The sequence below is a fragment of the Trichloromonas sp. genome (assembly GCF_041583255.1).
Taxonomy (GTDB): domain Bacteria; phylum Desulfobacterota; class Desulfuromonadia; order Desulfuromonadales; family Trichloromonadaceae; genus Trichloromonas.
Window position 1 is genome coordinate 1 of sequence record NZ_JBFHGD010000035.1, and the last position, 20,695, is coordinate 20,695.

A 20,695-nucleotide genomic window follows, 5' to 3' on the forward strand; every position below is an offset into this window, starting at 1 on the left:
AAACTTAGAGCGTTATGCCGATCCAGCCCGCCTCGACCAGTCCCGCAATCAGGAGGAAATCGCCTGGAACCTTCAGGTTCTTCTTTCATAAGGAAACATCCCATGTGCTCCCCTTTCAGAAAATGCTTTCTCATCGCCCTGCTGCTGATCACCACAGGACTCCCCGCATATGCCCTGCAGGGGCCCGGAGAATTCGACATCAACCGCGCCCGCCTGCTCAGCTTCATCCTGCGCGGCCAGATCAACCAGAACCATTACAGCCAGAAGCCGATCGATGATGAATTGTCGAAAGCCGCCTACGACCTTTACCTCAAGCAGCTCGACGGCCAGAAACGCTTTCTGCTCAAGGAGGATGCCGACAAGCTGGAGGTTTTCTCGACCCGTATCGATGACGAAATCAACCGCGGCCGACTGGAACTGGCGGCGCTCGGAGCCCGGATCATGGCCCTGCGGGTGGCCCAGGTCAGAACCATCGCCAACGAACTCATCGACAAGGGTTTTGACCTGAGCATCGACGAGAGCATCGAAACCGATCCGGAAAAGCTCGCCTTCTGCAAGGACGAAGCGGAACTGCGGGAACGCTGGCGCAAGATTATCAAGTTCCAGGTTCTGAGCCGCTACCTGAACCTGCTCGAAGACCAGGAGGGCGAACAGCAGGCCGCGGCCGAAAAGAAGGAACCGCTCAAAAACGTAAAAACGGTTGAGCAGCTGCGCGAGGAGGCCCGGGAGAAAGTCCGCAAGAGCAACATCGACTTCTTCGACCGCATGCTCAAAGAAACCGAACAGGATCATTACGACCGCTACTTCAACGCTGTCACCCGGGCCTTTGACCCCCACACCAATTATCTGCCGCCCCAGTCGAAAGAAGACTTCGACATCAGCATGAGCGGCTCGCTCGAAGGGATCGGCGCCACCCTCCAGGAAGAGGACGGCTACATCAAGGTGGTGCGGATCATCCCCGGCAGCGCCGCCAGCCGCCAGGGGCAGCTGCAGGCCGAAGACATCATCCTGGCCGTGGCCCAGGGGGCCGACGAACCGGTCGATATCACCGATTCCCGGCTGCGCGATGCGGTCAGCCTGATCCGCGGCAAAAAAGGGACTGAAGTGCGCCTGACGGTGAAAAAACCGGACGGCACCCGGCTGATCGTCCCGATCATCCGCGACGTGGTGCAGATCGAGGAAACCTTCGTCAAGGGGACGGTCCTCGATGATGCCGGCTCCGGGAAAAAATACGGCTATATCCGGATCCCAAGCTTCTACCGCGACTTCAAGCACAGCTACGACGGCGAAGGCCGCAACTCAACGGACGACGTGCACCGGGAACTGGCAACGCTCAGCCAGGCCGGCATCAGCGGCCTGGTGCTCGACCTGCGCAACAACGGCGGCGGAGCCCTGACCGACGCCGTCTCGATCACCGGACTCTTTATTGAAAAGGGCCCGGTGGTACAGGTCAAAAACCTCAACGGGCGGGTTCAGATCCTCGCCGACCTCGACCCGCAAATCGACTACCGCGGCCCGATCGTGGTTCTGATCAACAAGTTCAGCGCCTCGGCCTCGGAAATCCTTGCCGGCGCCCTGCAGGACTACAACCGTGCCGTCATCATCGGCAGCGAGCATACCTATGGCAAGGGAACGGTGCAGACCATGGCCGACCTCGACAGCAACCTCCCCTTCATCAACCTGGACAACTACCGTCCGCTGGGGGCCATGAAGATCACCACGCAGAAATTCTACCGGATCAGCGGGGAATCGACCCAGTACCGGGGCGTGGTTCCCGACATCATCCTGCCCGACCGCCTGCGCCACGTTGAAGCCGGGGAACAGTATGTCGATTATTCGCTCCCCTGGGACACGGTCGACCGTACCAGCTACTCCCGCAGGAGCCAGTCCGACCCGGACGCTCAACTGGTCAGCAAAAGCCTGGCCCGGGTCAGAGCCAACCAGGACTACAACGACATATTCGAAGAGGCGGAGCGTGCCAAGGTTCGCCGGGATCGCACCCTGCAGAGCCTGAATGTCGAGGTGGTCCGCAAGGAGCGGGAAGAAGAGAAACGCCTGATGACAAAAAAAACGGGCTCGCTCCACGGTCACGGCGCCATGGCCGCGGATGAAGACGAACGGGAGGAAAAACAGAACCTCAGCGAAAAAGAACGGCACCAAGAATGGCTCAAGGAGCTTGCCGAAGACCCTTATATCGGGGAATCCCTGCATGTTCTTCAGGACATGACCTTGACGGCGGCCCCCCCATCCCTGGCGGAACAGGGAGCTGCCAAACCCTCCGCCTACTCGCGGCCTTAAAACACACCTGGAGCCTGACGAACCAGGCGGGCCCAAGCGAAACGGGCTCCTTTTCAACCGATAGCCGTCGCTATTGATCGGAAAGGAGCCCGCAAGAAAGCAAAGAGACGATTTTACCGCCGGCCCATGAATCGTCCGACAGCTTTGCGAGGAGCGTTCAGCCCCCCCAGCGGGGCGACTGTTCCAGCCTGCTGGTCAAGACATTCTCCCGGGTCAGCTGCTTGCCGGCCCGATCGGCCCGCTGACAGACCTGCTCGGCATCACAGCCGACGACCGCTTCCATCATCGCCCGAAGGGCAGCGCCGTCCAGCGGCAATATCTGCTCCCGAATCTGCCCGATCAACCTGTCCAGCGGAACCCGCTCGGTCCAGACCGTCAGCAGCAGCATGGCCGCCCCGTACAGGTCTGATTCGACATCCATGGCGTGGGTGTTATGCTGCTCCCAGACGAACACCTGCTCCCGGATCCTCTCCCGCTCCATAACCGAACCGATGTTGCGCATGGCCAGCAGCCGCTGCAGCAGCTGGGGACTTTCCTGGCGGGCAAAGCCCTTGGCCAGCAGTTCGCAGATGCCGTCAATAAACCAGCGGGTGTAGTAGGAAGGGCGGCCGTCGATATCGTGCCGCAGGGCGGGGAGTTCGCCGAGAATATCGTGCCCCAGCTCGTGCGGCAGGGTATCGTAAAGCAGGTCGGTCAGTTCCAACGGGGCACCGGGTCCGATCAGGGGCTCCCCGGTACGCACCAGCGCCAGGCGGACTTCGCTCCAATTCGCTTCGGCCGGGTAAGCCGCTTCAAAGGCATAGGACAACGGCAGCTCATCGAACTCGATCAGGTACAACAGCACTCCTTTTTTCAACGTTCCCCCGGAAGCCGCTTCAACATACTGGTAACAGCGCTTTACCGCATCGGCCACGCCGAAGAGTCCCCGTTCCTGCGCATTCGAAATATTGGTTTCGATCACCAGCTGACGTCCGCGACCGAGATCAAAGAGGTAGTGCTGCATGCCGGCGATCTGCTCGGGGTTGATGGTGGTCGACGGGTACGGGGTGCCGTCAGGCCCCAGTGCCATAACTTCCTGGGAAAAGATCACGCTATAGAGCGCTTCGCCGGAATCGGCAGACGCCTGCGCCGCCAGCATTGAAAAGACCAAGAAACACGTAACCAACCACTTCATTCAACCACCCCTTTTTCCGTCCCAACCACCCCGGACAGGTTAATTTCTGTTACTTTTCGCCTAGTTACAGTCTCCACCTGCGGATCTTTTCTTCCAATAATCGTGCCGAACACCTTTTCGATTCGGCAGACGGAGGACAACCGCTGTCATTCCATCCACATAGCAGGCAAAAAAAATTACTCATGTGTATACACAGAGCCGGAAACCGTTGAAAGTGCGAAAAAAAATGCCGTTTTTTGACTTGACAACATCCCAACTGCCGCTTTAATCGAAGCAACGGATAAAAAATTGACACTCGCCTTCAGCCCGTTGTTGATCACGGCCAGCAACTGATCCATTAACAGCAACGTTACAGAAAATGGAGGTTCCAAATGAACAAGATCCGCCTGATGCTCTACTGTCCGCTGATCCTCGCCGCCACCCTGATGGTCGGCGGCTGTGCTTCCGGCACTGCCGACAGGGTCGCCAGCGCCTCGGGCGTCGATGCCCAGCTCGCCCAACTGCAGATGCAGGAGCAGAGCCTGGCCGCCCGCGAAGCAGAATTGCAGCAGCAGGCCCAGCAACTCCAGGAGCAGATGCGCGCCGCCGGCGCCGCCGAAGCCGAGGCCTATGCCGCCCAGGCCCGGGCCCGCGAGTCTCTGGAGCAAGCCCGGACGACACCGGCATCCGCCGCTGACGACAGCCTCTTCCCCCCCGCCGCTGAACCGGGACACTGCTACGCCCGCCTGCTGATTCCGGCCCAGTACCAGACCGTTACCGAGAAGATACTCAAGCACGACGCCGGGGAACGGGTCGAGATCATCCCGGCCCGCTACGAAACGGTAAAGGAGCAGGTTCTGGTTGAAGAGGCCTCGCAGAAACTCGAAACCATCCCGGCCAAGTACGGCTTTGTCGATGAGCAAGTGCTGGTCAAGCCGGCCGCCCAGAAAATGGTCGAGGTTCCGGCCCGTTATGAGACCGTCACCGAGCGGATCCTGGTCAAGCCGGCCCATACCGTCTGGAAAAAAGGGTCCGGCCCGATCCAGCGGATCGACGATTCAACCGGTGAAATCATGTGTCTGGTCGAGGTTCCAGACGAGTTTCGCACTGTTTCCAAGCAGGTCCTGAAATCGCCGGCCACCACCCGGGCCATCGACGAACCGGCTGTTTACCAGACCGTCAAGAAACGCGTCATGATCGAAGCGCCCCAGACCCGTACCGTTGAAATCCCGGCCAAGTACAAAACGGTTTCGGTGACCAAACTGGTCACCCCGGCCCAGGAAAAGCGCATCCCGGTTCCGGCGGAATACCAGACCGTCAGCAAGCGGATGAAAACCGCTGATGAGCACATGGAATGGCGTGAAATCCTCTGCGAAACCAACATGACCCACGGCAAGATTTCACAGATCCAGAGAGAACTCCAGAAGGCCGGCTACAACCCCGGCCCGATCGATGGCGTCATCGGTTCCCAGACCATGTCGGCAGTCAACGCGTTCCAGAAGGATAAGAATCTGACCGTCAGCAAGTACCTGACCATGAACACCATCAAGGCTCTGAACGTAACGCCTTAGCCGTCACCGCAATTCAGCGTCTTCCTTTCGGAGGGCCCTGCATCGGGGCCCTCCGGCCACGCTTCCCCGCCGACACCCAGCCACAAAACGTCATTGTAATCCCTTTAATGCTTCGGTAATATGGGCGACGACTACCGCAAGGGGTCCACGATCTGCCTTAAAGGACGACACGATGACGAAGTCTGCGGGATTCAGCCTGTCGAATGCGATCGGCAACACCCCCCTGGTTGAACTGACCCGGCTGGGAGCCGGCTCGGCGGTCAGAATTTTTGCCAAGCTCGAAGGGAACAATCCGGGCGGCTCGGTCAAGGACCGGCCGGCGTGGTACATGTTGAAAAAAGCCGAGGAAAGCGGCCTGCTCTCTTCGGGGAAGATTATTCTCGAGCCGACCTCGGGCAATACCGGGATCGCCCTGGCCATGATCGGCGCCGCCAGGGGCTACCGCGTCAAACTGGTGATGCCGGCCTGCGTCAGCGTCGAACGCCGCAGCGTACTCGAAGCCTACGGCGCCGAAGTCGTTCTTTCCGAGGCCTGCCAGGCGACCGATGGCGCCATCCGGCTGGCGCACCAGATCCTGGCCGAAGAGCCCGGCCGCTACTACATGCCCAACCAGTATGCCAACCCCGACAACCCCCTCTCCCACTACCAGACAACCGGCCCGGAAATCTTTGCCCAGACCCACGGCGAAGTCGACGTCTTCGTGGCCGGCATGGGCACTTCCGGCACCCTGATGGGGACCGGCCGCTACCTGCGGGAAAAGAAACCCGGCCTGAAAATCGTCGGCATCGAGCCGCGGCTCGGGCACAAGGTGCAGGGACTGAAGAACATGCAGGAAGCGATCGTTCCCGACATCTACCGGGAGGAACAACTCGACCGTAAAATCACCGTCGAAGACGAAGTGGCCTTTGAAACAACGCGGCGGCTGGCTCTCGAAGAGGGGATCTTTGCCGGCATGTCCAGTGGTGCTGCAGTAGCCGGTGCCCTGCAGGTCGCCCGGGAAATGACCTCCGGAGTCATCGTCACCCTGCTGCCGGATCGCGGCGACCGCTATCTCAGCACCGCCCTGTTCCGCTCGGTGTGCGCCTGCTGTCCGCCCTGATCCGCACAAATACCGTAAAGACCATTCAACCCCAACGAACCGGCCACACCACCATGGCGATTCCGGAACTGCTCAGAAAATCCGCCGAAAAACTGCTGTCCGAATATTGCGACGAGCGCGAGCCATGCTGCGAGCTGAACCACACCCGCCTCACCTTTCGCATCGGCGGTGACCGGGCTACCCTCATCGAGGAGCGCTGGGCCTACCTTGAACAGGGCCACTGGCTGATCCGGCCGGTTGCCCAGTTCAGATACAACGCCGACCTGGTCCAGTGGTCGCTCCATTATTACAACAGCAGTAAAAAAACCTGGGTCTTCTACCTCAACTTCGGCCCCTCTCTCGACCTGGCCAAAATTCTCAGGCACGTCGATGACGACCCCCTGCGCACATTCTGGTTCTGACTTCGCCGGGCACCGGCAACCGAGGTCGCGCAAGGCGTTGTCGCCGGCAGTCGCCTTGACAAGCGGCCGGCATGCGCTAGAACATTAGTATCCTTTCTACTACTTCATTTCAGGAGGAGACTGATGATCCGCAACGCCGCATACTGCCTGACCCTGATGACCCTGACCGTCAACCTGGCCTGGGCCGGCCCCGGGCTGCCGGAACAGAGCAAGGCCTTCTTCCAGCCTGTCCCCTCGGCGCCGCCCCAACTTGCCGGCAACCCGTCGTCTCCGGAGAAACTGCTGCTTGGTCGAATGCTCTATTTCGAACCGCGCCTCTCGGCCTCCAGCCTGATCAGCTGCCAGACCTGCCACAATGTCGGCCTGGCCGGCGCCGACATGCAGGAGACTTCCGTTGGTCACGGCTGGCAGAAAGGCCCGCGCAATGCGCCGACCACCCTCAACGCGGTTTTCAACCAGGCCCAGTTCTGGGACGGCCGCGCCAAGGATCTGGCCGAGCAGGCCAAGGGTCCGGTTCAGGCCTCGGTCGAAATGAACAACACGCCGGAGCAGGTACTCGCCACCCTGCGCAGCCTGCCTGAATACGTCGAACTCTTCAAAAAAGCCTTCCCGCAGGATCAGCAGCCGTTGACCTTCGACAACATGGCCCGCGCCATCGAGGTCTTCGAGGCGACCCTGCTCACCCCGGACGCTCCATTCGATCGTTTTCTCAACGGCGACGTCGCGGCACTCACCGACACGGAGAAAACCGGCCTTTCCCTGTTTATCGACAAGGGCTGCGTCGGCTGCCACAGCGGCACCAACATCGGCGGATCGGGATATTTTCCCTTTGGTGTCGTGGAAAAACCGTCAAGCGACATACTTCCGCTTGACGACACCGGCCGATTCAAGGTAACTAACGTGGCGGCGGATGAATACGCCTTCCGGTCGCCGTCACTGCGTAATGTCGCCCTGACCCCGCCCTACTTCCATTCCGGCAAAGTATGGAAACTCCTTGATTCAGTACGAATCATGGGAGCGGCGCAACTGGGGATCACCCTTACCGGGGGCGAGGCCGAGCAGATCACCGCCTTTCTCAAAACCCTGACCGGAGAACAGCCGCGCGTTGAACACCCGATTCTGCCCCCCCAGCAGGACGATACCCCGCGACCGGTGCTGACCGGCACCGGCAGCTGACATGGAAGCACCTCCGCTGCCGACAACTTCGGCAGCGGGGGGTTAAACGGCCGGCCTGCTTCCCCGGCTTTTCACTGGATGATCTTATCAGCATGAAGCTTTTTCGCCTTGCGCTCGGGCTTTTTTTCAGCCTGGCTGTCTCCGTCTCCGCCCAGGACGTCCCCCCGACCCCCAACCTGCAGAGCGCCTTCCCCAGCGTCGCCGACGTCATTCCCAGGGGCGCGCAGCTCGCCGAAGACGCGGTCAAGGCTGAATCGCTGCTTGCCCCCTTGAGCGAACTCGGCGCTCTCAAAACCGAGATCACCGCCGCCCGAACCCGGCAGACTGAACTCATGCAGCGGATTTCAAGCCTCGGTGCGCCGGCAGATTGGAGCTTCGACCGTCTGCTCGAAGTTCGCAGCACCATCACCGGGCAGATGGCCGGGCTGAAAAAAACCCTCGACACCCTGTCGCTGAAACTGACCGAAGCCGACCAGATCCGCCAACGCTGGAACGACCGTGAAGAGTTCTGGGTAAAGTGGCAGCAGCATCTGAAAAATTCCCAGGTCGAGATTTCCAAAGGGGCATTTACCGGCAGCCTTGCCACCTGCAAGCGGGTTATCGACCGGGCGGCTGAAATCGCCGCGCCGCTGGTCGCCCTGCAAAAGGACGTCACTGGTCTGCAGACCACCCTGCTCGAGGTGCAGAACCAGATCGACACGATCCTGAGCAGCCTGCGCAAGCAGACCTTCAAGAAAACCACCCACTCCTTTGCCAACCGCGACTTCTACCACCAGTTCAACACCGATCTCTGGATCTCGGTAAAAACCGGTATCGACGAGGTGCAGAAGGTTAAATGGGAATTCCTCTCGGACCGGTTCTGGCTCCCCCCCCTGCAGCTCATTCTGGCCGTTGGTCTGGCCCTTTTCATTCGGCATCACCAGCGCAGAACCCAGATTACCGAAGAATGGCATTTTATCGCCATCCACCCCTGGGCGACCGGGATCTTCGTGGCCGTCATCTCGCTCAGCGCCCTGTACGAAAACGCCCCGTCCATCTGGAAGCTCGGCATGTCGCTGCTTGCCGCGCTGACCGCCGCGATCCTGGTCTCCGGTCTGCTGACAAACCCTCGCAAAAAATTCATGGTCTACCTGCTGGCGGCCCTTTTCATCATCACCCAGGTCCTGCATCTGATCGCTTTTCCAGCGCCGCTCTACCGGCTCTACCTGACCGCCCTCTGCCTGCTCGGGATTCCGGTACTGCTGGTGCTGGCCAAACGCAACCTGCACGCCCATGACGGCCGGATGGACGCCTTCACCCTCGCCCTCAAGGTCGGTGCCGGGGTGCTGCTGGTTGCCCTCTTCGCCCAGATCAGCGGCTACAGCAACCTCTCGTCCCGGCTGATCGTCTCTTCGGTCAGCACCGTCTTCCTGAGCCTCTTCGTCGCCATGACCATTCGCCTGGGTCACGGCGGCATCCGCTTCCTGCTGACCCATCCGCTGGTGCTGCGCCACCCCTTCTTTTACCGCTACGGCGACGAGTTGACGACCCGTCTTTCCAATATCCTGCAGATTTTCATCGCCAGCTATTCCCTCCTCTACCTGCTGGTCGTCTGGGGGATTTACGACTCGCCCGCGCAGGCGTGGAGTGCCTTGATGGATAAAAGCACGACCCTCGGTGAAACGGAAATCTCCCTTCACATGGTGGTGCTGGTGGTGCTGGTGCTCTATCTGGCCATCTCATTCTCCTGGTTTCTCCGCGCGGTGCTTGAAGCACAGATCTTTCCGCACCGGGATTTCGACCGCGGCGTACGCGACGCCATAAAGAAACTGCTCCACTATTCTATTGTTTTCATCGGCTTCCTCTTTGCCATGAGCCTGGCCGGAGTCGAACTGAAAAATTTCGCCGTGCTGGCCGGAGCCTTCGGTATCGGTATCGGTTTCGGCCTGCAGAACATCGTCAACAACTTCGTCAGCGGCATTATCCTGCTCTTCGAGCGCCCGGTCCGGGTCGGTGACGTGGTTGTCATCGACGACCAGTGGAGCACGGTCCGCAAGATCGGCCTGCGATCGACGGTTGTAGAGACCCTCAACAAGTCGGAAATCATCGTTCCCAACTCGGAATTGATCTCGCAGAAAGTGACTAACTGGACCCTGTCCACAAGCATGGCCCGGGCGGTCATTCCCGTCGGCGTCGCCTACGGCAGCAACGTCGCCAAGGTGCTGTCTCTGCTGCGCGAAGCGGCTCAGGCCAGCAAGGATGTCCTTGAGACGCCAGAACCTTCGCCGATATTCACCGGCTTCGGCGACAGTTCGCTGAATTTCGAGTTGCGGGTCTGGATCGCCAATGCCGACCGGATGCTGGTGATTCGCAGCCAGATTCTGCAGTTTATCGAGCAGCGTTTCCGCGAAGAGAACATTGAAATCCCCTTTCCCCAACGCGATCTGCACCTGCACCTGAAAGACGCCCGGCTGCTAAAACGCCTGAGCGAAGCGGACACGCCCCCCCCGGCAGCAGAAAGCTGACCCGGATATCCAACATTTGCCCGCCCCGCTATTGAGCTATCAGCTTAAAAGTGCTATCGTTTCCTCTCTAAACTATCCGGGAGGAAACAAATGCACAAATCACCCCATGCCATGATCCTGGGAACGGGCCGGAGCGTTCCCGACAGGGTTCTGACCAATGCCGACCTGGAACGAATGGTCGACACCACCGACAGCTGGATCATGGAACGCACCGGCATCCGGGAACGGAGGATCGTCGAACCTGGCACCCCGCTCTCCGACCTGGCTGCCGCTGCGGCCCGCAATGCCCTCGAAAACGCGGCGGTTGCGGCCGAAGAGATCGACCTGATCATTCTCGGGTCGGTCACCGGCGACATGAAATTTCCGGCCACAGCTTGCATTATCCAGGATAAAATCGGCGCCAAAAACGCGGTGGCCTTCGATCTGTCCGCTGCCTGCTCCGGGTTTCTTTACAGCCTGCAGGTCGCCACGGCCATGATGGGCTCAGCCGGCTATAAACGCGTACTGGTTATCGGCGCCGAAATCCTCACCTCCATGGTGAACTGGCAGGACCGTGATACCTGTGTCCTCTTCGGCGATGGCGCCGGCGCGGTGGTTCTTGGCCCTTCGATCGACAATCGGGGCATCATTCACTGCTGTCTCGGCAGTGACGGCTCCTGTGCCAACCTGCTCTACAATCCGGGCTGCGGCAGCATCAACCCGCCCACACCTGAAAACGCCGCCGCCAATCTGCACACCATCAACATGGCCGGCCGGGAGGTCTTCCGACACGCCGTGACCGCCATGACCAACGCCATGCAGCAGGTCCTGCAGGAAGCCGGCATCGCGCCAGAGCAACTCAATCTGCTCATCCCGCACCAGGCCAATCTGCGGATCATCGAAGCCGTAGCAAAACGTTTCGACGTCCCCGCCGAAAAGGTCTACGTCAACGTCGATCGCTTTGGCAACACCTCGTCGGCTTCGATCCCGATCGCCATCGACGAGGCCCGCCGCACCGGCAAAATTGCCTCCGGCGACCTGGTCGGCCTGGTCACTTTTGGCGCCGGTCTCACCTGGGCGTCCTCCGTCATCCGCTTCTGATCCACAGTCTGAATTTCTTTTCTTCGTCATTTGCATTCCCCAAAAGCCGAAGTAAACTGGAAGAAAGGAAAGGAGGATTAAACAGATTAGAGCACACAACAAGACATAGAATCTATCGCCCCCCGAGGGGGGATTCATCGCTCTGCCCCGCAGGGCGAACAAGTCAGCAGAGCAAAACGCTGGCGGCAAACGGAAAAAGCCCCATCACCGAACAGGTGATGGGGCTTTTAGTTTGTGCACGCCAAGCGGCTTGGAGTGGATTACATCCCGGAGAGGGTCTTGAGAATCTCGGGGTCCGCCTCTTCTTCGGCCAGAATGGTGTGACAGGTGTCGCAATCCATGGAGATGACTTCGCCGGTCTCCGTCTCATGCTCTTCGTCGTGGCAGCGGAAACAGCCGACATCGTCGTTATGGCCGATGTGGTTGGTGTAGGTCCCCCACTTGATGTTCATCTCGGGAAAGACGTTTTCGGCGTATGCCGCCTGGATCCCGGCGATCGACTTCTTCAGCTGATCGGCTTTGGTTTCGGCCACGCCGGAAAAGTTGTTCTGATAGAATTCGTTGAGTTCGCCAGCAATAGTCGCCTTGGCCTCATCCAGCGAGGCGTATTCCCTGACGATAACTTCCATCGCCTTTTTCTTGATGAACGGGATGCTGCTGTCGATGGCGCCGCTCAGGATCTTGTTATCCACCGCCACTCCCGGGGGGAGGTAGATATGGGTCGGGCGGTTGTGGCAATCGATGCAGTCCATCTCGCGAGTTTCAGCTTCCCAGCCGGATTTCTTAAACACTTCGTCGGCATCAGGCGAGCGGTAGACCATCTTGCTCCCATCCTGGTTGGCCAGAATCACTTCGGGAATGGTCATGCGGTCATGCCCCGAGGCCTTGTAATAGATCTTGTTTTCCGGCGCGACATGCCAGTGAATCCCGTGAGAGCTGGTAGCACGATCGCCCGCCGAGCCGATCTTCATCAGCAGCACGGTCTTGACGTGGGTGTTGTTTTCGTCTTCAAGGAACTTATCTTTGATCACCAGCTTGTCGCCATGGAACATTTCGGGGCGGTGACACTCCTCGCAGGTATCCCGGGCCGGGCGCAAGCCATGCACCGGGGTTTCGATCGGGCGGGGATAGGTGTTGAGGGCGACCGCAAGGAGCTGGCGGGCGCCGGAGATCTTGGACTTGACGAACCAGTCGGCGCCGGAACCGATATGGCACTCAACGCAGGACACCCGCGAATGGGGAGAATTGAGGTAAGCGGTTCTTTCGGGGTTCATGACCGTGTGGCAGAACTCGCCGCAGAACCCGACTGACTCCATGTAGTGATAGGCCCGGTACCCGAGCATCGAAAAGATCACCAGGTTGATACAGGTCAGAAATACGGCAAAAAAGATCAGTTTCCGCATCCGGCTGAATTTTTCCGGGTCGGTAAAGTACCCCTTGAGATATTCCAGGGTGAACAGCCGCACTTCCTCTTTGCCCTTAAAGAAAAAGAGGCCGAGAAAAACCAGGACCAGGCCGCCGACAAAAGCCGGACCGAGCAGCATGTAGATTGCGGCCGAAAAATAGGTATTCTGGATGTGGAACAAAACATCGTAGACGATCGCTCCGAACAGAAACGGCGTTGCCGCGGTGACGATCATGGCGCCGATCAGGGAAACCCGGCTGCGCGCAATCCCTTTGGCAAATGCGGTGATAATTTCAGGCAACGTTTTCATTTAGTGATCCCTTCTCCCGTAACGATAATTGTCCTACCAAACCAGTGATAAATTCACAAAAACAAACAAAACTACAAATGTCGAACACTGGGAAATACGAATGAACCATTTGTAGTTACGTTGATTTTTTCGTAGACATCTGCAGAGGCAACCCGGGTTAGTATCATCTCTGAGGCGAAAATGTCAACGGATAAGTTTTTAATTATTCTACATCAACGGATTCAACTTGCATCATCGAAACAGAAAAGGGCCGCCATCGCTGGCGGCCCCCTTCTGTTTTTTTCAGTGATTCAAGGATCTAGTGCGACCCGTGCATGAAGGCGTAAACCATCAGAACCACGAGTGCCATACCGATGAACACGGCAGTGAAGCCAAACGCTTTGAAGAAGAAATCATAAAGGATGCCGCTCGGCTTCGGCTTCTCGAACTTATGCAGAATGCCTTCCGCCTCGTAGCGCTTCCACTGATCGCCGCGCTCGTGAATAAACTCTTCTTTCGGCATTTCACCGTTGAAGATGACGAAGTCCATGGGGAACTTCTCCGGCCGCCCGTGGGTGTTGAAGAAGTGAACGGTAAAGATGAAGCCGGTCGCCAGAAGCGCCTCGTCCGAGTGAACGATGGTCGCCACGTTAAAGGCCCAACCGGGAAGGAAGGAACCGAAGAACTCGGGGAACCAGAGCATCAGGCCGGAACCACCGATGGCGAACATACCCCAGAAGACCGCGATAAAGTCGAATTTCTCCCAGTAGGTCCAGCGCTCGAAGGTCGGCTTGGGACCGCGGAACAGGAACCAGCGGACCATGTTGGTAACGTCGCGGATGTCGCGGAAGTTGGGGCAGAGCGACTCGGGACCGAACAGGCGCTGCAGGAAGTGTCCGGGGATATCCTCACGAATGAAGAGGAAGTGAATCGACAGGTAAATCGCCGAGGCGAAGTAGATGAAGGTGATCCCGGCGCAGATGCGGTGAATCAGCGCGGCGTTGGCGGCCGAACCGAAGAACTCCATGAAAACCTTGGCCCAGTGCTGGTCGGCAAACTTCAGCGGCAGGCCAGTCAATGACAGGCCAAGGAAGCTGATGATAACCAGGAAGTGCAGGAACACGTGGCGCTTGGTGAAACGGCGGTACATCTTGTGCGGGTCTTTGATGTGCTGGGTAAAACCATGCTCCATCAGCTCGCGCTTCTTCTCGCGGTTCTCCACGAAGCCACGGAACATCCAGAGCAGGGTATGGATCCAGAAGACCGCAAAGGTCGAGACCAGCAGGCCGGTCATGGCCACGAAGGTGTAGTAGAGAAGCGGATACTTGTCCTTGTCGTGCGAACCATGGGAATAATACATGGTGAACAGCGGGGTCGAGTTCTCATGGCACTGGGCACAGGAGGCTACCAGGTTAGCCTCGTTGACGCTCGAATTCGGGTCAGCAGCCGGCAGGACGTTGTGCGAGGTGTGGCAGTCGGCACAGCCGGCCACCAGCTCGGGAAAGCCGAGGCGATAGTTCTTGCCGTGGTAGCTGTCCATATAGGTCTTGACGGCAACGTTGAAGACGCCGTTGCGCGCCATCATCTCCTCGTCGGCATGACACTTGAGGCAGACGCTGGTATGAAACTCGCGCACATCGTGGGACTGGCCGTCGCCGACGGGCTTGATTTCATGCAGGTTGTGACAATCGTGACAGGCAGCCGAATCGGGGTTACCCGCCATGACACCCTTGCCATGCACGGAGTCAAGGTAATCGGTATGATCATCGTGGCAGCCGGTGCACTTTTCGACGACCTTCTTCTTGTCGCCCTTCCAGTAGCTGTGGGTATGCACATCGGAATGGCAGTCAGAACAACTCACGCCGTTGAGCATGTGAACGCTGGCGTAATGCTCGGCGGTCTGCGGCTTGTGGCAGCGCACGCAGTTAACCGGCTCCGGCATGATCGTGCCATCCATGTGGCCCTGCAGGTCAGACAATTCGATGTGACAGCTGGTGCAGGCGTTCTGCCCATGAACCGATGCGCTGAACTCCTCAACGGAGACGACATCTTCATGGCATTCCAGGCAGGCTTTGGGGTCAATTGCCAGCCCGTTTTCCGCTGCTGCCGGCAGCACCAGAAACAACAGCAGGACCAGGGACATCAACAAACGTGGCAGTGCGTGTCGCATGAAACTCCTCCTAACTCCGTTAAAATTCCTTCGCAGCCCGAGACAACACAAAAACTTGGCTCAGCAATGCGGGTAAAATCAAGCCAGCGAGCATCTGCCCGTCGACAGACACCCATGTATAGCATGTATAGTATTTATATACAGCGCCCCTGATTACCACGGCGTTCATAAAAAGTCAATTGTGAAACCGCACTTAGGTATTCTTTTCCATTGAAGGTAATCACTGCTCTTCTCGGGCCAGCAATCGCATTGTTTACGCTAAACACCCGACAATACGACACTTCCCGCCATCAGGGGCGCATCCCCCGCAAGAGCCTCTGGACAATTCCATTGCATTATGGTTGAATTCGCTGGCGATTACACCCGTCAATATTTACGCCAGCTCATTACATAAAGACCTCACCCCAAAAAGGAACAGACATGTTTAAAGACACCGGCCTTGTTCTGGCCATCTGTGCGTTTGCTCTTTACATCATCGGCGGACTTGCGACCTTCAGTGGCGTCGGCATCGTCTTTCTGGTCGGAAAAAACGACCTCTTCGGCTGGGGCCAGGGGACAGGAATCGGCTACCTCTTCATCTGCGTCGGCCTGTGCCTTTCGATCTTCGGCGTTCTCTTCATGCGGGTCTTCCGCAACCGCGGGCCGCGCTGATCAATTCAATTGCAGGCAATAAAAAAGGGGCGCGTCCACAAGGACGCGCCCCTTTTTACGTTTCAATGTTCGAAACTTACTTTGCAGCCAGTTCCATCACTTTTTCAGTGAAGGGGTTGGCGAACAGGATGATCATGGCAACAACGAAGACGTAGATGGCCAGGGACTCGATCATGGCCAGACCGATCATCATTGTGGTCAGAATCTTCCCGCTTGCGCCGGGGTTACGGGCAACGCCCTCGACTGCGCTCTTAATAGCGAGCCCTTGGCCGAGACCGGTTCCGAAAGAACCGATTGCCATGCCGAAACCGGCAGCGATCATACACCATGCGAAAAATTCCATTGTGGTACTCCTTTCTCGGGTTTGTTGTTCCTAAACAGTATAGGACCTATAAATCGCCGTAGCGAAGTGTCGACTTAGTGAGCCTCTTCCAGGGCGCCGGCGATGTAGATCATGGCCAGCAGGGTAAAGACGAAGGTCTGGATCAAGGCAACCAGAACGCCCATCATCATCATCGGCACCGGCAGCAGGAACGGCACCAGCGCGAAGAAGATCATCAGGACGATTTCGTGGCCGTACATGTTACCGAAAAGACGCAGAGAGAGCGAAAGCGGGCGGGCCAGGTGACCGATGATTTCAATGACGAAGATCAGCGGAGCCAAAACCAGGATCGGACCCATAAAATGCTTGAGATAGCCGAGGCCATGCTCCTTGACACCAATGATATGGGTCATGGCGAAGACGGTCAGGGCCAGCGCCGCATTGGTGTTGAGGTTGGCTGTCGGCGGGTAGAAGCCGGGAATCAGGGCGACCAGGTTCGACACCAGGATGAACAGGGCGAAGGTCGCCAGCAGGGGAAAGTAGGTTTTACCTTTGGGCCCCATGGTTTCTTCGATGAGATTCTCGATGCCCGACATGATGACTTCCATGAAGTTCTGCACGCCGGAAGGAACCATTTTGATGGCGCGCGATGCAAGGAATGCCACGATGATCAGCACCAGCATGACAAACCAGGTGTAGGTCACATGCTCGCCGACATGGGTGTGGAGCTGCTGTTCGAGCCACTGCAGAAAAAGAAAGGGATGCGTCATGGTTTGTTACTGCCTCCTCATTTCACTTAGATCGATCGCTTTATGGTGGTAATCAGCACATTCAGAACCACCACCGAAAGTCCGACCACCAGGGCTATCACATCGACCCTGGCCTTGGCTATCAACAGGAACAGCGCGCCCCCGAGGACCACCAATCGAACTACATAACTGAACTGAAAACCCTTGGCCGACTGCCTCGATGGCGCCCCCAGCAATCGACTGAGGGCCAGGTACCGCCAGTAATAGGCGAGAATGGCCAGCAGCCCTCCGGCAAGAACCCCAAGGGTAACCGGCAGCGACCGCCACAGCAGACTGACCAGGATCAGAGCCGCCAGGATAATCCAGTTGCGCCGGGACATCTCTCCCAGCAATTGGTCATCCCTGTCCGCCGCCATTTTCCTCGGTTTCTTCCTTCTGGCGCTTCAGCTCGCGCGCCGTCAGAATGAAGATATTGCGGAAACCCGAGATGATGCCGAGCACCAGAAAGATCAGCGTGAACCAGGGAGCCGTCTCGAAATACTTGTCGAGCCACCACCCCATGCCGAGTCCGATGAAGGTGGACGCCACCATCGAGATCCCGACACTTGAAAGAAACCCAAGAGATTTGAACAGTTGGCGGTTGCTTTCGGCCATAATCAGGGTATCCCGCCGGATTTTTCTGGTTGAAAAACCTGCATTAAGTATCACATGGATCGGAGGATGTCAATTGTTTTGGTCGTCCCTTGCGCACTTATTCGTCTCCCCGCTTGCGCCCCTGCCAGTCCCGCACACTCCAGCCAACCTGGTTCCACATCCCCCGCAGCATCTGCAGCTCGCGACGGTCGAGTCCGGCCCGCTGGTGTATCTGCCGCAGGCTGTTCATCACCCCTTCCGGCTTCTTCGGGTTGAGAAAAGCGATCCGCGTCAACACCGCTTCGATCTGCCCGAACAACCCTTCGAGGGCGCCCTGTTCCGGCACATCGCGCTCCGGCGCTGCCGGCAGAGCCTGCGGCTGCCTCGCCAATTCGTGCGCAAACAGCAGTACCGCCTGCGCCAGGTTGATGGAGCCGACCTCGGCCGAGGTGGCGATGGTGGCAGCATGAGAACACAGGGCCACCTCGTCGCTGGTCAGGCCGACATCCTCGCGGCCGAACACCAGCCCCATCCGTCCGCCGGCCGGCAGCCCCTGGCGCAGCGCCGGAACCTCTGCAATATCGAGCAGCTCGCCACGCAGGCGGCCGCTGCGCCGGGTGGTCGCCACGGTCACATGCAAATCGGCGATGGCGGCGGGCAGGTCGGCAAAGACCCGCGCTTCCCCCAGCAGATGGTTGGCAGCCACGGCAAACTTGCGGGCCTCGGGATGAAGATACTGGCAGGGGTTGACCAGGCGCAGGTCACAGACGCCAAAATTGGCCATGGCCCGGCAGACCATGCCGATATTTCCCGGGTTCTGCGGTTCGACCAGGACAATGGACAGATTATCGATGAACGGTGATTGCATTCGTACTCCTGGCGATTCAGGCCACACGGCAAAACAGGGAGCGCCCCCAGCCAAGCCGTTTGCCGGCGCTCACGCCGGCAGACCCGAAGCAGCACCTCAACTTCCGTCGCGGGAGGAGGCTCCGGCACGGCTCACCCCATGGACCGGAATGCGCTACTGTACTCGAGAAGCCGCTGCCGTGGCAACAGCACACTGGCGACATTTTATGATTTAGGGTAATCTTGCTATACTTTCATCCGGCCGCTTCCCTCGACAGTAAGGATACCCACAGACTCCCATGGCGACAACTCTCGATCGCACGTTCAGGCGCTTCACAGGCGGCAACGGCACTTCCGGGCGCAAAGGCCCGCAAGGACACGGCAAGCTCGGCACCTTTCTCGGCGTCTTCACCCCCACCGTCCTGACCATCCTCGGCGTCATCATGTACCTGCGCTTCGGCTGGGTCGTCGGCCAGGTCGGCCTGTTCAAGGCGCTGTTCATCGTCGCGCTGGCCAACGGCATCACCATCATCACCTCGCTGTGCCTGTCGGCCATCGCCACCAACAGCCGGGTCGGGGTCGGCGGCGCCTACTTCATCATCTCCCGCAGCCTCGGGCTGGAGATCGGCGGCTCGATCGGCCTGCCTCTCTTCCTCTCCCAGGCCTTCTCCATCACCCTCTACGCCTACGGTCTGGCCGAATCGCTGCGCTTCGTCTGGCCCGGCGTCCCGATCCAACTGGCCGCCTTCACCATCATCCTGGCGGTCGGCGCCCTGGCATTCCGGGGGGCCGGCTTCGCCCTGAAGAGCCAGATTCCGATCATGGTCCTGATCGGCCTGTCGCTGCTCGCCCTGTCCAGCGGCTCGCTGATCAACGGCAGTTTTCACAACCTGTTCGCCGCCACGCCGCCGGCCGAGGAAAGCTTCTGGGCGGTCTTCGCCATCTTCTTCCCGGCGGTCACCGGGATCATGGCCGGGCTGAGCATGTCCGGCGACCTGGAAAACCCCCGCGAGTCGATTCCCCGCGGCACCCTGCTGGCGGCCCTGACCGGCTTTGCCGTCTACCTGGTCGTGCCGTTTTTTCTGGCCTTTGCCGCCGAGCCCGACGCCCTGCGCAGCGAGCCCCTGATCTGGACCAAGGTCGCCCTGCTTGGCCCCTGGCTGGTGCTGCCGGGCCTGTGGGGGGCGATCTTCTCCTCGGCGGTCGGCTCCATGCTGGCCGCCCCCCGCACCCTGCAGGCACTGGCCAAGGACCGGCTGGTGCCGGAACGGCTGGCCAAGGTCTCCAAGCGCAACGAGCCGGTCAACGGCTTGCTGGTGGCCCTGGCCATTGCCCTGATCGCGGTCTTCCTCGGCGACCTGAACACCGTGGCCGAAGTCGTCTCGATGTTCTTCCTCACCGTCTACGGCACCCTTAACCTGGTGGCCGCACTGGAAGTCCTTTCCGGCAACCCCTCCTGGCGACCGCGCATGAAAGTCCACTGGGCCGTCAGCCTGCTCGGCGCCCTCGGCTGCTTCGGCGTCATGATCCTGATCAACCTGCCCGCGACCATCGCCGCCCTGACCCTTGAACTGGCCATCTGGCTCATACTCAAGCGACGAATCCGCAAGGAAAGCTGGGGGGATGTCCGCCGCGACGTTTACGAGGCGCTGATCCGCTGGGCGCTGATCCGCCTCAACCGGCTGCCGATGACGGCCCGCAACTGGCGCCCCCATTTCCTGGTCTTCGCCGGCAACATCGAGCGCCGCATCGACCTGGTGCGCTTCGGCGCCCTGCTCAGCGAAAACCGCGGGGTGGTCACCGTCTGCGAACTGGTCGAGGGGAGCATCCTCGACCTCCACCTCGACACCCGCCAGCGCCAGCAGCAGATCGACCAGATCCTGCGCAAGGAAGGGATCGTGGCTTTCGGCGAAGTCGATATCGTCGAGAATATCGAACTCGGCATGCTCGCCGTCGCCCAGGCCAACGGCATCGCTGGAATTGAAAGCAACACGGTGCTGGTCGGCTGGCCCGACAGCCTCGAACGGCTGAGCATCTTCCTCAAGCTGATCCGCAGGCTCAAACAGCTCGACCAGTCGCTGATCATCGGCCGGCTGCGCCCGCTCCCCGCCGCGCGCGAAGGGGAACCGCAGATCATCCACATCTGGTGGGGCGGCCTGCAGCGCAACGGCGACCTGATGCTGCTGCTGTCGTACCTGCTGACCCGCAACCCAGAATGGCGCGATGCCAGCATCCGCATCCTCAGCATCGCCTCCAACGAGCTGATGAAACAGCAGACGGAGAAATTCCTGCTGCAGCTGCTCCCCGAAATCCGCATCAATGCCGATATCGATGTGATGGTCAAGCCC

At 59.2% G+C, this 20,695-nt stretch carries 17 protein-coding genes; 9 read left to right on the forward strand and 8 right to left on the reverse strand.

The features are described from left to right. Positions 1-102: 102 nt before the first annotated feature. A complete protein-coding gene (locus ABYV89_RS04680) occupies positions 103-2,298 on the forward strand; it encodes a carboxy terminal-processing peptidase (protein ID WP_432821774.1) in 2,196 nt (731 codons plus the stop codon). A gap of 157 nt (positions 2,299-2,455) precedes the next feature. On the opposite strand, the gene ABYV89_RS04685 is transcribed toward ABYV89_RS04680, so the two are convergent. Continuing rightward, on the reverse strand, positions 2,456-3,472 hold the full coding sequence (locus tag ABYV89_RS04685; protein ID WP_432821775.1) for a hypothetical protein: 1,017 nt from the start codon (positions 3,470-3,472) through the stop codon (positions 2,456-2,458). Between the two features lie 371 nt (positions 3,473-3,843). Here ABYV89_RS04685 and ABYV89_RS04690 point away from each other — a divergent pair, with 371 nt between their 5' ends. The 6 genes from ABYV89_RS04690 (at position 3,844) to ABYV89_RS04715 (ending at position 11,282) form a co-directional block, all read left to right on the forward strand. After that, complete coding sequence (locus ABYV89_RS04690) at positions 3,844-5,022, forward strand: peptidoglycan-binding domain-containing protein (protein ID WP_432821776.1); 1,179 nt, start codon at positions 3,844-3,846, stop codon at positions 5,020-5,022. A gap of 172 nt (positions 5,023-5,194) precedes the next feature. After that, positions 5,195-6,121, forward strand: a complete 927-nt coding sequence (locus tag ABYV89_RS04695) for a PLP-dependent cysteine synthase family protein (protein ID WP_432821777.1) — start codon at positions 5,195-5,197, stop codon at positions 6,119-6,121. Continuing rightward, positions 6,100-6,522: a DUF3024 domain-containing protein gene (locus tag ABYV89_RS04700; RefSeq protein WP_432821778.1), complete on the forward strand. Its 423-nt coding sequence runs from the start codon at positions 6,100-6,102 to the stop codon at positions 6,520-6,522. Before ABYV89_RS04695 ends, ABYV89_RS04700 begins: the two co-directional genes overlap by 22 nt. Positions 6,523-6,645: 123 nt before the next feature. Next, a complete protein-coding gene (locus ABYV89_RS04705; protein WP_432821779.1) occupies positions 6,646-7,698 on the forward strand; it encodes a cytochrome-c peroxidase in 1,053 nt (350 codons plus the stop codon). A 92-nt stretch (positions 7,699-7,790) separates the two neighbouring features. Continuing rightward, positions 7,791-10,202 carry a mechanosensitive ion channel domain-containing protein gene (locus ABYV89_RS04710; protein WP_432821780.1) on the forward strand — a complete coding sequence of 804 codons (2,412 nt, stop codon included), beginning with the start codon at positions 7,791-7,793 and terminating at the stop codon, positions 10,200-10,202. 90 nt (positions 10,203-10,292) lie between these two features. Then, positions 10,293-11,282 (forward strand): beta-ketoacyl-ACP synthase III, encoded by a 990-nt coding sequence (locus ABYV89_RS04715; RefSeq protein WP_432821781.1) that lies wholly within the window; start codon positions 10,293-10,295, stop codon positions 11,280-11,282. Positions 11,283-11,542: 260 nt separating this feature from the next. Here the strand turns inward: ABYV89_RS04715 and ABYV89_RS04720 are convergent, their stop codons facing one another. Continuing rightward, positions 11,543-12,997, reverse strand: a complete 1,455-nt coding sequence (locus ABYV89_RS04720; protein ID WP_432821782.1) for a NapC/NirT family cytochrome c — start codon at positions 12,995-12,997, stop codon at positions 11,543-11,545. A 298-nt stretch (positions 12,998-13,295) separates the two neighbouring features. Further along, positions 13,296-15,146, reverse strand: a complete 1,851-nt coding sequence (locus ABYV89_RS04725; RefSeq protein WP_432821783.1) for a cytochrome C — start codon at positions 15,144-15,146, stop codon at positions 13,296-13,298. Positions 15,147-15,566: 420 nt separating this feature from the next. Between ABYV89_RS04725 and ABYV89_RS04730 the strand changes: the two genes are divergently transcribed. Next, positions 15,567-15,797, forward strand: a complete 231-nt coding sequence (locus tag ABYV89_RS04730) for a hypothetical protein (protein WP_432821784.1) — start codon at positions 15,567-15,569, stop codon at positions 15,795-15,797. 76 nt (positions 15,798-15,873) lie between these two features. Here ABYV89_RS04730 and atpE read toward each other — a convergent pair whose 3' ends face one another. From atpE to ABYV89_RS04755, 5 genes are all read right to left on the reverse strand, one after another. Next, positions 15,874-16,140, reverse strand: a complete 267-nt coding sequence (gene atpE / locus ABYV89_RS04735; protein WP_432821785.1) for an ATP synthase F0 subunit C — start codon at positions 16,138-16,140, stop codon at positions 15,874-15,876. Positions 16,141-16,214: 74 nt separating this feature from the next. After that, positions 16,215-16,889, reverse strand: a complete 675-nt coding sequence (gene atpB / locus ABYV89_RS04740; RefSeq protein WP_432821786.1) for a F0F1 ATP synthase subunit A — start codon at positions 16,887-16,889, stop codon at positions 16,215-16,217. A gap of 26 nt (positions 16,890-16,915) precedes the next feature. Further along, positions 16,916-17,284 carry an ATP synthase subunit I gene (locus ABYV89_RS04745; protein WP_432821787.1) on the reverse strand — a complete coding sequence of 123 codons (369 nt, stop codon included), beginning with the start codon at positions 17,282-17,284 and terminating at the stop codon, positions 16,916-16,918. Beyond that, the gene (locus tag ABYV89_RS04750) at positions 17,265-17,522 is read right to left on the reverse strand and encodes an AtpZ/AtpI family protein (protein WP_432821788.1); all 258 of its coding nucleotides are present in this window, start codon (positions 17,520-17,522) and stop codon (positions 17,265-17,267) included. The genes ABYV89_RS04745 and ABYV89_RS04750 overlap by 20 nt, the downstream gene beginning before the upstream one ends. A gap of 97 nt (positions 17,523-17,619) precedes the next feature. Further along, a complete protein-coding gene (locus ABYV89_RS04755) occupies positions 17,620-18,369 on the reverse strand; it encodes an RNA methyltransferase (RefSeq protein ID WP_432821789.1) in 750 nt (249 codons plus the stop codon). A gap of 277 nt (positions 18,370-18,646) precedes the next feature. Between ABYV89_RS04755 and ABYV89_RS04760 the strand changes: the two genes are divergently transcribed. Next, positions 18,647-20,695: Na-K-Cl cotransporter (locus ABYV89_RS04760; RefSeq protein ID WP_432821790.1), on the forward strand; the 2,049-nt coding region annotated here is incomplete at its 3' end.